The 13,922-nt window shown below is 48.2% G+C and carries 10 protein-coding genes; 4 read left to right on the top strand and 6 right to left on the bottom strand.

Annotation, left to right across the window (positions count from 1 at the left end; translation table 11 throughout):
• Positions 1–79 precede the first annotated feature (79 nt).
• The 4 genes from LEUMU_RS0101645 (at position 80) to LEUMU_RS0101630 (ending at position 7,619) form a co-directional block, all read left to right on the top strand.
• Positions 80–2,254 (top strand): glutamine synthetase III family protein, encoded by a 2,175-nt coding sequence (locus tag LEUMU_RS0101645; RefSeq protein WP_022950539.1) that lies wholly within the window; start codon positions 80–82, stop codon positions 2,252–2,254.
• 163 nt (positions 2,255–2,417) lie between these two features.
• Positions 2,418–4,316 carry a metallophosphoesterase family protein gene (locus LEUMU_RS0101640; protein ID WP_022950538.1) on the top strand — a complete coding sequence of 633 codons (1,899 nt, stop codon included), beginning with the start codon at positions 2,418–2,420 and terminating at the stop codon, positions 4,314–4,316.
• Positions 4,317–4,440: 124 nt separating this feature from the next.
• Entirely contained in the window at positions 4,441–5,712 is a 1,272-nt protein-coding gene (locus LEUMU_RS0101635; protein ID WP_022950537.1) for an MFS transporter, read from the top strand.
• A complete protein-coding gene (locus LEUMU_RS0101630) occupies positions 5,709–7,619 on the top strand; it encodes an ATP-binding protein (RefSeq protein ID WP_022950536.1) in 1,911 nt (636 codons plus the stop codon). The genes LEUMU_RS0101635 and LEUMU_RS0101630 overlap by 4 nt, the downstream gene beginning before the upstream one ends.
• 150 nt (positions 7,620–7,769) lie before the next feature.
• Here the strand turns inward: LEUMU_RS0101630 and LEUMU_RS0101625 are convergent, their stop codons facing one another.
• The 6 genes from LEUMU_RS0101625 to LEUMU_RS0101595 form a co-directional block, all read right to left on the bottom strand.
• Positions 7,770–8,912, bottom strand: a complete 1,143-nt coding sequence (locus LEUMU_RS0101625) for a succinylglutamate desuccinylase/aspartoacylase family protein (RefSeq protein ID WP_022950535.1) — start codon at positions 8,910–8,912, stop codon at positions 7,770–7,772.
• A 24-nt stretch (positions 8,913–8,936) separates the two neighbouring features.
• The gene (locus tag LEUMU_RS0101620; RefSeq protein ID WP_022950534.1) at positions 8,937–9,686 is read right to left on the bottom strand and encodes an ABC transporter permease subunit; all 750 of its coding nucleotides are present in this window, start codon (positions 9,684–9,686) and stop codon (positions 8,937–8,939) included.
• The gene (locus LEUMU_RS0101615) at positions 9,686–10,525 is read right to left on the bottom strand and encodes an ABC transporter permease subunit (protein WP_022950533.1); all 840 of its coding nucleotides are present in this window, start codon (positions 10,523–10,525) and stop codon (positions 9,686–9,688) included. The genes LEUMU_RS0101620 and LEUMU_RS0101615 overlap by 1 nt, the downstream gene beginning before the upstream one ends.
• 105 nt (positions 10,526–10,630) lie before the next feature.
• Positions 10,631–11,386, bottom strand: coding sequence for a transporter substrate-binding domain-containing protein (locus tag LEUMU_RS0101610; RefSeq protein WP_022950532.1), 756 nt, complete (start codon positions 11,384–11,386; stop codon positions 10,631–10,633).
• A 62-nt stretch (positions 11,387–11,448) separates the two neighbouring features.
• A complete protein-coding gene (locus tag LEUMU_RS0101605; RefSeq protein WP_022950531.1) occupies positions 11,449–12,216 on the bottom strand; it encodes an ATP-binding cassette domain-containing protein in 768 nt (255 codons plus the stop codon).
• Between the two features lie 306 nt (positions 12,217–12,522).
• Positions 12,523–13,914 (bottom strand): sigma-54-dependent transcriptional regulator, encoded by a 1,392-nt coding sequence (locus LEUMU_RS0101595; protein ID WP_022950529.1) that lies wholly within the window; start codon positions 13,912–13,914, stop codon positions 12,523–12,525.
• Positions 13,915–13,922 lie beyond the last annotated feature (8 nt).

Raw genomic sequence — 13,922 nt, 5'->3', positions numbered from 1 at the left:
TGGCTAATTTTCATATCTTGGCACAGTTATTGCTAAAGTATTTTCAACAGCTAGACTAAATCTAAACCGAGGACAGTGTATGAGTGGCAATGAAAGCCGAGTTCAGGCAATTTATCAAATTACAAACCGCGAGCCGGTATTGGTAGAAAAGCCAGGCGCATTAAGCAAAATTTGGGCGTGTGATGTTTTCAACTTGGCAAAGATGGAAGAAGCGCTGTCTAAGAACGCGTTTAAAGCCATCAAGAAGACAGTTCAGACTGGCGCGGTACTTGACTCAGCGACTGCAGACATTGTTGCAGCAGCGATGAAAGAGTGGGCAACGAAGAAAGGCGTTAAGTTTTTCTCTCACATCTTCTACCCAATGACTAATGCTACGGCTGAGAAGCATGATGGTTTCATCATCACCAGCCCTGAAGGCAACTGCATTACTGAATTCACTGGAAGCCTGCTGATTAAAGGCGAGCCAGATGGTTCCTCATTCCCTAACGGAAGCCTGCGCATGACCAATGCTGCACGCGGCTACACGGCTTGGGACCCAACCAGCCCAGCTTACGTGATGCACACCGACAACGGTGCCACACTGATGATTCCAAGTGTGTTCATCTCTTGGACTGGTGAAGCGTTGGATAAGAAAATCCCACTATTGCGCTCAAATGCAGCAATGGATAAGGCGGCAAACAAAGTACTGTCTTTGATGGGCGAGACAGACATCGCACCATTAAACTCCAGCTGTGGTGCTGAGCAGGAATACTTCTTAGTTGATTCAAACTTCGCAAACAGCCGCCCTGACTTATTGCTAGCAGGCCGTACTTTATTCGGTGCAGCACCGGCTAAAGGCCAAGAGTTTGATGACCACTACTTCGCCGCGATCCCAGCGCGCGTACAGGTTTACATGCAAGCGGTTGAAGACAAACTATACCGCTTAGGCATCCCAGCTAAAACACATCACAATGAAGTCGCACCGGGCCAGTTCGAAATTGCGCCTTACTACGAAGCGGCTAACGTTGCGGCTGATCACCAGCAATTGCTGATGACTATCCTGAAAATGACGGCCAGAGAACACGGCTTCATGTGTTTGTTACATGAAAAGCCATTCGCTGGCGTCAACGGTTCTGGTAAGCACGTAAACTGGTCTGTGGGTAACGCGACTCAAGGTAACTTATTAGATCCAGGCAGAACACCACACGACAACCTGAACTTCCTGCTCTTTTGTGGTGCAGTAATTCGTGGCGTGCACCTTTATGGGCCACTACTGCGTGCAGTCATCGCATCGGCTTCAAACGATCATCGTTTGGGTGCTAACGAAGCGCCTCCAGCGATTTTGTCTGTGTATCTGGGTAGCCAGTTAGAAGGCGTATTCCACGATATTAAAGAAGGCAAGCTGGAAGCTAAAGCAGAAGGCGGCTTGATGGATTTAGGTCTGTCACAAATTCTGAAATTTGAGCGTGATCCTGGCGACCGTAACCGTACTTCTCCGTTTGCCTTCACTGGCAACCGCTTTGAGTTCCGTGCGGTTGGTTCCTCACAGTCAGTGTCTGGCCCATTGGTTGCCATGAACACGATGCTGGCTGACTCGCTGAATTGGATTGCTGAGAAGCTGGAAGCGAATCTGAGCAGCGGCGTTGATCAAACTGCGGCGGTTATTGCTGTACTGAAAGAGCTGATGCTGGAGCACGGCAATGCTGTATTCGGTGGTGACGGCTACTCTGCAGAATGGCACAAAATGGCGGTTGAAGAGCGCGGCCTGAAAAACCTGCCGACTTCTGCTGATGCACTGCCAGCATTCCAGGATGAAGCAGTGATCAAACTGTTCTCATCCACTGGCGTACTGTCTGCTGTTGAGCTGGAAAGCCGCTACGAGGTTTACTCTGAGCAGTATGTTCAGTCTATCGAAGTAGAAGCCAAGCTGATGATTGAAATGGCTAAAACCATTATCTTCCCAGCAGCGTCTAGCTACCTGATGGAGCTGTCTACAACCTATTCTGGCATGTCAGAAATGGGTATCGAAATGGACAAATCAACAGCGACTACCGTTGCTGCTGAGACCAATGCACTGCTGGCATCCGTTGCTAAGCTGACTGCAGCCATGGAAAAGCATGACTTCGATAACGTTGAAGCGCATATGCAGTATCTGGCAAATGACGTTCGCGACCTGATGGAAGAAGTGCGTAGCCATGCAGATGCTCTGGAAGCAGAAGTACCTGATGACATGTGGCCACTGGCTAAGTACCGCGAGATGTTATTCATCAAGTAATAACACCGTTGGTATGTGATTGTCAGAGGCCGCTAGCGATAGCGGCCTCTTTACGTTTGAACACACAGCGAATCCAAACAAATCGTAATTTCCCAGTGTTTTTTAGCGGTTCCTTCCTTAGCTTCATCTGGGTATTATTAGGCATCTTCCCATCAGGTATACAATGACAGCTATGGTTGAAACCCTTCCCCTCATCATTGCTGGCCCTATTCTCAGGCGCTGTACCCAACAACAATTCACCGTATGGCTGATGTTTAGCCGCGAGCCTGAAGCCATTCACCTGAGCTTAAATACCGACGATGCCACGCTATACGACCAGACGCTTAGCGGCGATGCGGTTAAAACGGTGCAAGTCGGCGAACGCGCTTTTATCACCCTGCTCCATTTGAATTTTGATGAGAAGCTGCCACAAGATCAGCTGATTCAATATCAACTGACCTTTACCGATGCAGGAAAACAATACAGCCTAGGCGAGCTGATTCCGGATCTACTCTATGCTGAGCGCAAGCATCCGGACTTTGTGATTAAGTCCCACCTAACTAAAGTGATTCACGGCTCTTGTCGTAAGCCACATTCGGGTTGCGATGATGCGCTGGGGCAGTTGGATAACTTAATTCAAGAGAACTTGGATGATGTGGTCGACCGTCCTGACACCATGATTATGTCTGGCGATCAGATTTATGCAGATGATGTGGCCGGCCCCCTGCTTAAGGTCATTCACCAGACTATTGCGCTGCTGGGCCTTACGCCGGAGACTTGGGAAGGCGCTTCCGCTAACGATACCAAAGGCTTATTGGCCAGTGATTGCTGTTACTACCAGCGCGATAAACTGCTGCCAGCCAATAAGGTTAATCAGAAGCTTTTAGACTTATTTTTTGATGGCAGCCAAAAACCGATATTTACCACCAACTCAGCGTATAACCACTTAATTACCCTCGCTGAATTGGTGGCCATGTATGCCTTAATCTGGTCGCCGACGCTGTGGGATTATCTGGACCCGGATGATGCCGCCAAAGTACCGGAAGAATTTCTGGAAGCATTTCGCCAGCAAGCGGTGGATATCAAAAAATTCGCAACAGGCTTAACTCCCGTGCGTCGAGCCATGGCGCATATCCCTGTGTACATGATTTTTGATGATCATGATGTGACGGATGATTGGAATCTTAATCGCGGCTGGGAGCAAGCGGCTTATGGTCATCCATTCTCTAAACGCATTATTGGCAATGCCTTAATTGCTTACTGGCTGTGTCAGGGTTGGGGAAATAATGCAGCGGCCTTTGAAACCATTTACGAATCCAGTCACTCGGTGTTTGATAATACCGATGACATTGCCGCAGACGCTTTAATAGATACCCTGCTGCATTTCCGGCGCTGGGATTACAGCGTGGAAACGGTGCCAAAAATTATTGTAGCCGATACCCGCACCAATCGCTGGCGCTCTGAAACCCGTGCCTCCAGCCCCTCTGGCCTTATGGATTGGGAAGCACTTAGCGATTTACAGCAAGAACTGGTGCATCACGATGCAGTGATTTTAGTCTCCCCCGCCCCTATTTTCGGGGTAAAGCTGATCGAAGTGATTCAACGCATTTTCAGTTATTTTGGTCAGGCGCTGATGGTCGATGCTGAAAACTGGATGGCACACAATGGGGCGGGTAATGTCATTCTGAATATCTTTTTACACCCCAAAACACCGCAACATTTTGTGATTTTATCAGGCGATGTGCATTACTCCTTTGTCTATGATATCTCACTCAGGCATCGCGAAGGCGGCCCTGAGGTCACCCAAGTCACGGCCAGCGGAATTAAAAATCGCTTTCCGGATAAGTTGCTGCACTACTTTGACCTACTTGACCGCTTTCTCTACGGCCGACGTTCTCCGCTAAACTGGCTGACCAAACGCCGTAGAATGCGGGTGCGCTCACGCAAACCTGAAGGCTTAGGCCGTCGGCGCTTGGTCAATCAAAGCAATTTGGGAATTTTGCGACTCGACCGCAAGAAAAATGTAGAAGCTGATGCGATTAGCGCCAGTGGAGAGATCATCCATTTTAAACGCGAACAATAAGCAACACTATACACTTGCCCAGACTCGTCCAGCCTTTTAGTATAGGCCGCATCACTTATCGGGCGGGCGTATCGCTGGCGATAATTAGTCAATTAACCTCAGCGAGCGTATTCCCTTGACCACTATGACTAACACTTCTCAGCGCTACTCACTCGGCTTGCTGTTACGTATTTTCGTCCCATTTGCGGCGGGCTACTTTCTCTCTTATTTATTTCGAGTGGTGAATACCATTATCGCTGGTGACTTATCCAGCGATTTGGATTTAACCGCTAACCAGCTTGGCCTGCTGACCAGTATTTACTTAATTGCCTTTGCCGCTACTCAGTTGCCATTGGGAATTTTGCTAGACCGCTACGGCCCACGCAAAACAGAAGCCATTTTATTGATGTTCGCAGCCCTTGGTGCCGCGATCTTTGCGATGGCTGAAACACTGACCGGCCTGTTGATTGGGCGTGCGCTCATTGGTTTTGGGGTCTCAGCCTGTTTAATGGCGTCGTTTAAGGCCTTTGTGCAATGGTTCCCGATGGAACGCCTTCCTATGATTAATGGCTTCCTGTTAACTGCAGGTGGCTTTGGTGTATTGACCGCCTCAACACCGGTTGAATTTGCACTGCAAATTACAGACTGGCGCGGTGTGTTTATGGTGCTGGCGGGGCTGACTTTCTTAGTTGCTCTGGCGGTGTTTTTTATTGTGCCGGATAAGCCCATTCCCCAAACAGGCACCACACTCAAGCAGCATATCGATGGCATTCGACGCATCTTTAAAAGCAAAATATTCTGGAGTATTGCGCCGTGGTCAGTCGCTTGTCAGGCAACCTTAGGCTCTATCATTGGCTTATGGTCTGGTCCTTGGCTGCGTGATGTCGCCAATCTAGAGCGTGATGGTGTTGCCAATGTGTTATTCCTGATCGCCATTTCATTGATTATTGGCTACCTGACGATTGGTATGATCGCCGATTGGCTGCGCCATCGTGGCGTGGCTCCAATGACGGTTGCCGCCTCTGGCATGTGCTTGTTTTTATTGGTGCAGCTGGCCATGGTGTTTGAATTTACCGAATACCCCGGCGCGCTGTGGATGGCTTATACCTTCTTCTCAAGCTCCGGTGTTCTAACTTATGCGGTGCTCTCGCAAAGCTATCCGGCTGAACTCTCAGGCCGTGTTAATACTGCCTTAAACTTACTAGTGTTTATCTTTGCATTCCTTATGCAATGGGGCGTTGGTTATGTGATTGATTTATTCCCTAGTGAGCGCGCGGATCAATATGACCCGCATGGCTATCAAATCGCTTTTGCATTATTATTAAGCATTCAGGTCATCACAATGATTTGGTACTTCATCAGCAGTAAACAAAGTGCGCCAACCGAGGCCACTAATCAGGTAACCAGTTCTACGTGAAATTTAGTAAAGACACTCGATGGCATTTAAGCGCTCAAATATCGGCAGTGCTGGTGATTACCTGTATCCTTGTCGCCTTGACAGGGGATCATTTTGTACGCCGTTTAGAGTCTGACTATTTACTGACAAAGCTCAGTGAGAAGAACCAGCAGACAGCACAGTTAATTGCCAGCACCTCCATACTGCCTATCTTGCAAAGCGACTTTGATAAGCTGGATGCCCACCTCAGTGCGGCATTATCAATGGACTCCACGCTATTGTATGGCCGAGTCGAAGATCATGAGTCGCGAATAATCGGTATCGCCGGTGAGGAGCAGTATGACCCGCACGCGCCTGACTATCGGTTGGAAATTAGTAAGATGCCAGATGCCATGTTCCAACATCTGACACAAAACATTGAGCATGACGGCGAGCATATTGCTACCTTACATATGGGGTGGAATACTAATGAGGTCGTCCAGCAAGTTGAACGTCACGTCAATAAAATACGCTGGATACTGATTGCGCCATTGATCTTACTGGCTTTATTTTATCTGCTGAGTTTGCGCATATTTATCCTGACACCCGTCAGAAAAATTAATGACAAACTGGATGCCATGGCAGCAGGCAAGCGCACGAAAGATATTACCCAGCATCCGCTCATTTCTAAAGAATTCAGCTTTTTGGCTTATATCGTCAATCGCTTACAAGCACTTCAGGATGAGGAAGCGGTGACTCGCAGGTCACTTGCTCAATCGATCAAAAAAGCCGAAGCCGCGAATGTCACTAAGAATGAGTTTTTAGGGGTTGTCAGCCATGAGCTGCGCACTCCCATTAATGGCGTTTTAGGGTCGTTGGAGCTGCTACTTAAAGATAAGAATTTGAGCGCAGAGCAACTGGAACAGATTCAGGTGGCGCACTCCTCCACCGACTCGCTCTTGGCCATCATCAGCAATATTCTGGACTTTTCTAATATCGAAGCCGGCAAGCTGGAGTTAAAGCAATTAGATTTTAATCTAGGCCAGTTGGTCGATGAAGTCGGAAGCATGCTATCGGGCAGTGCCAAAAACAAAGGCCTGACTTTAACAACCAACAACGCACCTGAGCTGCCGGACACTTTAAAAGGTGATCCAATGCGAGTTCGGCAGGTGTTGAGCAATCTGATTCTAAATGCTATTAAATTCTCCGATCAAGGCACCATTACACTGGAAACGGAGTTACTGGGCATTAAAGACAAAGTTGCCACGATCAAAGTATTGGTCCGTGATATGGGAATTGGTATTGCCAGTGATGTACAAAAAGACTTGTTCTCATCGTTCGTGCAGGCCGATACCAGCAGTACGAGACGACATGGCGGAACCGGTCTGGGCTTATCGATCAGCCAGAAGTTGGTACAAGCAATGGGTGGTGTGATTGAGGTTGAAAGCGAACTGGGCCGTGGTAGCGTGTTTAGTTTCACATTGCCGCTGTCAATTGTTGACCAAGAAAAAACAAAAACGCCAACAGCTACCAAGCCACAAGACCTTCCTCAACTCAGCGGTAAACTGCTACTGGCAGAAGATAATCCGGTGAATAAGATGGTCGCCATGAAAATGCTCAAATCATTTGGACTGGAAGCCACGCATGCCAGTAATGGCAAAGTCGCTTGTGAGTTGTACCGCGAAAACGTTTTTGATGTTGTGTTGATGGATATCCAGATGCCAGAGATGGATGGCCATGAAGCCACCGTGTGCATTCGTCAATGCGAGGCAGAACAGCAGCGCAAGCAAACACCGGTTATTGCACTCACAGCAAATGTGCTCAGTGAAGATCGGGCGCGTTGCTTTAGTTCGGGAATGAATGACTTCCTATCGAAACCCATTCGTATGACTGATTTACATGAGACATTAAAGCGCTGGCTTGAGGCTGATAAACCGGATATTAAATGATGCGGCATTGCGCTTGGGCATCATTTTTTAGCATGGTCGTTAGCGCCCTGAATCAGCTTTGATCTGCTTAATGGAGTTGAACGCTTAACCTTATATCCGCCTAGGCGCTTAATCCTTTACAGATCTAAGCGCCTAGCTTTTTTAAAGCAATTAATCTTCCAGCAGATAATCGCCGCGAGACTCCAAAATCTCACTGCCGACTACTTTGGCGATAGAACAGCCCGGCCACACGTATTTGTGTACATTGCGCGAAATCACCACGCCATCGGTACCGGCTAGCACTGGCGTACGGCTTTCAAAAGCCCCTTCTCCGTCCAGAGCAATTAACTCAGCTAGTACATCCCCTTTGCTAACGACATCACCGAGTTCAACTTTGTAGGCTAACAGGCCAGCAGTATCTACACGGGTCATCTCCGTCGCCGCTAAATCAGTTGCTGCAGGAGACACAGGAGGCCGTTCACGGATCAATTCACCATCAATCAGGCCCTGACTTTGCAGGAAGCCATACAGGCGCTCTGCGTCATCCTTATTCATGCCATCGAATACGTCGTATTGACCACGGTATTCCAAGGTTGCTGCTTGGCAAGCCATGGGAATCGCTTTATCCGGATAAGCCGCTGCCAGCTTAATCCAAAGACCGGGCCAGACCTCATCGAAAGAGTTTCCGCCACTGTCTTCAGTGGTCAGTGTTGCAGCGGAACCCATCCAATCTGACAGGTCCTGCATTTTTACCGTCGCTTGTGGCACGGTAAAAATGTGCGGTAGCGCGTCATTATCGCAATGCAAATCCAACACATAATCCGCATTAAACGCTTCTTGCATTACCCAATGGCGCTGCTGCTGCAAAGCATTCACTGGCTTGCTTTCAGCTAACCACTCCGCCACAGCACTGCGCACCAGGCGCACATTCGCCTCGGCATCATCACCCAGCTTATCTGCAACTCGCTCATCTATCGCTTTAAATAAATTGGGCCAGTTACGGTTGAAGTTCACCCCAGAGGAATTGTCATAACGCCCTTGGTGTTGGCGGAAAGCAATATTGCCCATACCTAACGGATTAACCATCGGGAACACAACAAACTCAGCCTTTAATTGGCCGTTGTTATTAGCCTCTTTCAGCAGTGCCAGCAGATGGTGCAAAATCATAATACCCGGCTGCTCATCCGCATGTAGCGCCGCTTGCAAATACACTTTGCGGCCAGCGTCTTTAGGGCCAAGTCGGAAGTAAACTAACTCCGTGGTTTTACCCGGAGAGTCGCCACGAATCGTGCGAACGATGCGCTCAAAGGTCATGATAGGTCTCAATATCCTAAAGGATTAACGAATGTAATTTGGGTTGATTTTGATACGGCGGCCCGTATTTAAATGCCGCGTCAGGTACTGATATATCTTATTGAACACAAAGAATATCACCATCGAAATAATCAGGAAGTAGAAAGCCGCTACTGAGAAATGCAGGAATAAATTGTAGTCCTTCTCAAATAACTCGCCGGCTTTATTCATCAGATCTTTTTGATCATTGATTACTGGCAAGGTGAAATAGACCAGTGCGGTAGCATGGAACAAAAACACCACTTCATTGGTGTAGCCAGGCCAGGCCAAGCGCATCATATTAGGCCAAACGGCCGTACGAAACTCTTGCCATTTACTCATACCCACAGAGCGGGCCGCTTCGATTTCGCCTTTTGGCACGCTCTTAAGTGCGCCATAGAAGATCTCAGCTGAGTAGGCACTGGTATTTAAGATCAGCACTAAAGGACCAATGAATAAAGGATTCAGCATTAAGCCATCCAGCCCCAGTGGCTTCCATACCGTCTGATTCATCGCCAGCGATAGGGAGTAAAACATAAAGAACTGAATAAACAACGGCGAGCCACGAAACGCATAAATATAGGCGTTGGAAATCGAGGACAAAAACCAGTTACGGCTGTTTTTTCCCAGTGCCAAAATAATCGCAAACGGGAAGCCAATTGGAATTGAAACCAAGGCAAAGTACATATTGTACAAAGCCGGTTTAAACAATATGACAATGTCCTGTACGAAAGGAATACTTGTGAACCACTCCATCAGTTATTCCTCACCATACCGCGGCTGGCCCGCGCTTGCAGTGCGCCGAAAAAGCGCTCCGATAACATCGTCATTAAAATATAGAATATAAACAATACGAGATAGTATTTCCAGCGCCAGTCAGGGTGTACTAAACCTGCCATTGCCAAGTAATTTGGTGCGCCTAAGCGATCGGCCCAAGCCACAATGTCGGTGATCTGTAATAGGGACAGCAGTGATGTCGCCTTTAACAATAGCAACCAAACATTGGACAAGCCCGGCAAAGCATAAACCCACATCTGACGAACCCGAAAGCGCCAGAAAACTTGTTTTTCAGTAAAACCAAATGCTTGTGCCGCTTCAAGCTGCCCTTTCGGCACTGCCTGCATCGCGCCATAAATCACATTAGCTGCAAATGCGCCGTAAACAATCCCGAAGGATAAGCACGCCATAAACAGGTATTCAGTCGTCGACAAGAACCATTGCGCATCTTTGCACAAAGGCCATCCGGTGGCCGTGGCCAAGTCCTCTGAACTGCAATACATATACGCCATCACTAGTTCAGCAAGTTGCTCTAGTGCCAGCGGGAAAAATAATAGAAATAGAACATCCGGAACGCCACGAACCATGGTCGTGTAGATATTACCAATCCACCGCAACGGTGCCACTTTGGAGAACTTCATGGCTGCGCCAAGCAGGCCAAAAAGCAATGCCAGTGCCGCACCCAAAAAGGCCGCAATCAGCGTGTATTGAACACTGGCGTACCAAGCCATGTGCTTACCATTGGTGAGGTACTTAAGTGTGTCGATGCCGTCGGGGCCTAACCAGCTGGACAGCCAGTCAGGGAGTAGTTCTATCATGGGCGTGCCTTGATAAGGAAATAATAAGACTCACCGGCCCTCCCCCGTTGAGTGCTTAAATCAGGGGCGGGCCGGGAGTTTGCGTTACTTCAGCAATGGATTAGATTAGTCAGCTTTGTAAGGCTTAACATCTTTGAAGTATTTGCTCATCACTTCATCCAAAGTACCATCCGCTTTCATGTCAGCCAGTGCTGCATTCAACTTTTCAGCCAGCTTCTCGTCATCTTGACGCAAGCCGATACCGATACCACCACCAATCATTTCTTCAGGACCAACGACTTCCAGCATGCCGTTAGAGCCGCCAGTTGCCGTGCGAATGAATTCGCCATCAGCCAATACCATGTCTACGTTCCCTGCAGCCAAGTCAGCAATCGACTGGTCAGGCTTTTCGTAAGACTTGATAGTATTGTTTTCGCCTAGTTTCTCTTCAGCAAAAGCGGCCTGAATGGTTGCGCCCTGTACGCCAACACTCTTACCTTCCAGCTTATCGAAATCAAAAGTGTCGCCTTTGGCAGCTGCATATAAAGAAGCATCAACTGGCTTGTACTCATCACTAAATGCAATCGACTTTTGACGCTCTTCAGTAATCGACATACCGGCCATAATCGCATCGTAGTTACCAGCAATCAGGTTTGGAATAATAGAATCCCATTCGTTTTGTACGAACTCGCATGTCATATCAACACGCTTACAAATCTCATTACCCAGATCGACTTCAAAACCTGCCAGCTTGCCATCATCGTTGATGAAGTTGTACGGAGGATATGCTCCCTCAGTACCGATACGCAATGTATCTGCAAACGCAGAACCACTCACTAATGCGGCGCCTAATGCAACTGACAATAACCATTTCTTAGTCATACTTCTTTCTCCATAGTACTTTCTTGTTTTAAAGGGTCAAACGTGGATCAATTATTCTTGGCTTAATAAACCGTGTTCGATAAGAACTGACGCAGTCGTTCTGATTGTGGTGAACCGAACAGTTCAGCCGGCGGGCCTTCTTCTTCAACCAGTCCCTGATGTAAGAACATGGCCCGACTTGAAACATCGCGTGCAAAAGCCATTTCGTGAGTAACCACCACCATGGTCATGCCATCTTCAGCCAAATTACGCATGACGGTGAGTACTTCACCCACTAACTCAGGATCTAATGCCGAGGTTGGCTCATCAAATAAAATCGCTTCCGGACGCATTGCCAGTGAGCGGGCAATCGCCACACGCTGCTGCTGACCGCCGGATAAAAACCCCGGATACTCATCCGCTTTACTGGCAATCCCTACTTTCTCTAAGTAAGTCATCCCGATATCACGCGCTTCCGCTTTGGATAAACCCTGAACCCGAATCGGCGCTTCCATCACATTCTCCAGAATGCTTAGGTGCGACCATAGATTAAATTGCTGAAATACCATCCCAACACGGGTGCGTAGCGCTTGAACCTGCTTAGGGTCCGCCGCAACACGAACGCCTTTCTTGTTGGTATTGAGCTGCACTGACTCACCACAGACACTCACTGAGCCCTGATCTGGCATTTCAAGCAGATTAATACAACGCAAAAAAGTGGATTTACCTGAACCGGAGGAGCCGATCAGAGAAATAACATCGCCGGCATTGGCTTTGAGGGACATCCCGCGAAGCACTTCGAGAGAACCAAAATGTTTGTGAATATTCTGAACATCTAAAATTGCAGTCATGCACACCTTCTGTTATTTCAATCTGATCACGCCTGAAGCACGCGATCGTTTTCAGGTTCTCAATGTATCACGCGATTTGAAATTTGAGCAAATAGAATCATCTGTCAGCCATGACAGTTCAGCACAAACCATTGGCTGATTGCCCAAAACCACGCACGCCGGCGATGGTTTTTGATGAGTCATTTGAGTTGGCTGGCAGGAGTAACTTGATAGCATTATGCCGATGATTCCCCACAGACACAAACTAATGTGGGGAACAGGCAAGCGGGTTGATGCGAGGGGTGTTACAGGATTTAGCGGCTAAGATTAGCCGGCATCATCCAAGTCATACTTTTTAATACGGTAGCGCAATTGGCGGAATGTCATTCCCAGCTGCTTTGCGGCTGCGGTGCGATTCCAGCGTGTTTGATCTAGTGCTTCCAGAATCTGAGTACGCTCATCATCCTCTTCAGGCCGACTCCAGGCAGGATGTGCGGCGATTTTTGCCTGCATTGTCTCAGCGGTTTTCATGACCGGACTAATTTCAGGGAGCTGCAAATCATGCGGCTGAATCAGGTTGTTTTCGCACAAGGTTGAGGCACGTTCCAGAATGTTTTCCAGTTCACGAACATTGCCCGGAAAGGCATAATTGTTCAGGGATTGGCGTGCCGCATCAGACAAGCTAATAGTCGGCAATTGCCAGCGCTCTGCGATTAATTCCAGGAAGAAATCTGACAGTAATTCAACATCATCACCGCGTGCATGCAGTGGCGGTACATCCAGCTTTATAACATTCAGTCGGTAGTATAAATCCTGACGGAAGTTACCTTGCTCGACCTCTTTTTCCAAATCTTTATGAGTCGCACTTAAGATGCGGGTATCGACTGATAGTTCTTCCGTTCCACCCACTGGCTTGACGGCTTTCTCCTGAATCGCACGCAGCAATTTAACCTGCATACCCAAAGGTAAATCAGCCACTTCATCCAAGAATAAAGTCCCGCGATGTGCTGCCTGAAACAGGCCTTTTTTATCTTCCATCGCGCCAGTAAAGCTGCCTTTTTTATGACCGAAGAACTCACTTTCCATCAAATTTTCTGGAATGGCACCACAGTTGACCGGCACAAAACTGCCACTCGCTCGTGGGCTAAGATTATGAATTTCTCGCGCCACTAATTCTTTACCACTACCGGATTCACCATGAATAAACACGGGGGCTTGGCTGCGCGCCAGCTTGCCAATCGTGGCATTCAAGCGACACATAGCCTCTGACTCACCAATAATAGAACTACGTTCGGTCGTTCCGGAGCCTTGTCCTGCGGCACTTCCACCGCTACTTTTGCCATCTACATGACCAGATAACGTCAAAGCGGTTTGCACTAAGTCGCGCAATTTACTCAGATCAACCGGCTTGGATACAAAATCATAAGCACCGGCTTTTAAGGCCTCAACGGCTGACTCCATGCTTCCAAACGCGGTAATTACTGCGACTGGCACATGAGCGCATTCACGTTGAATGTAACGCACAATGTCTAAACCAGTGCCGTCGGGTAGCTTCATATCCGTCAGGCACAAGTCAGGCTTGAATGTCTGAATGGTCAATAAAGCTTCTTTAACCGAGCCAGCGGTTGCGGTATCCAGCCCCATGCGTAACAGGGTGATTTCCAGCAGCTCGCGAATATCCGGCTCATCATCAACTACTAATACTTTTTGTTGTGCCATCGCTGTTC

Source organism: Leucothrix mucor DSM 2157 (genome assembly GCF_000419525.1).
Taxonomy (GTDB): domain Bacteria; phylum Pseudomonadota; class Gammaproteobacteria; order Thiotrichales; family Thiotrichaceae; genus Leucothrix; species Leucothrix mucor.
The sequence above is the reverse complement of the archived record's forward strand: the minus strand, read 5'-3'. Positions and strand labels throughout refer to the sequence as shown.

Coding starts and splice junctions, on each gene's coding strand:
- LEUMU_RS0101625 (WP_022950535.1), bottom strand. CDS start 8,912: ATGACCTTTGAGCGCATCGTTCGCACGATTCGTGGCGACTCTCCGGGT.
- LEUMU_RS0101615 (WP_022950533.1), bottom strand. CDS start 10,525: ATGATAGAACTACTCCCTGACTGGCTGTCCAGCTGGTTAGGCCCCGAC.
- LEUMU_RS0101635 (WP_022950537.1), top strand. CDS start 4,441: ATGACTAACACTTCTCAGCGCTACTCACTCGGCTTGCTGTTACGTATT.
- LEUMU_RS0101640 (WP_022950538.1), top strand. CDS start 2,418: ATGACAGCTATGGTTGAAACCCTTCCCCTCATCATTGCTGGCCCTATT.
- LEUMU_RS0101645 (WP_022950539.1), top strand. CDS start 80: ATGAGTGGCAATGAAAGCCGAGTTCAGGCAATTTATCAAATTACAAAC.
- LEUMU_RS0101610 (WP_022950532.1), bottom strand. CDS start 11,386: ATGACTAAGAAATGGTTATTGTCAGTTGCATTAGGCGCCGCATTAGTG.
- LEUMU_RS0101620 (WP_022950534.1), bottom strand. CDS start 9,686: ATGGAGTGGTTCACAAGTATTCCTTTCGTACAGGACATTGTCATATTG.
- LEUMU_RS0101605 (WP_022950531.1), bottom strand. CDS start 12,216: ATGACTGCAATTTTAGATGTTCAGAATATTCACAAACATTTTGGTTCT.
- LEUMU_RS0101595 (WP_022950529.1), bottom strand. CDS start 13,914: ATGGCACAACAAAAAGTATTAGTAGTTGATGATGAGCCGGATATTCGC.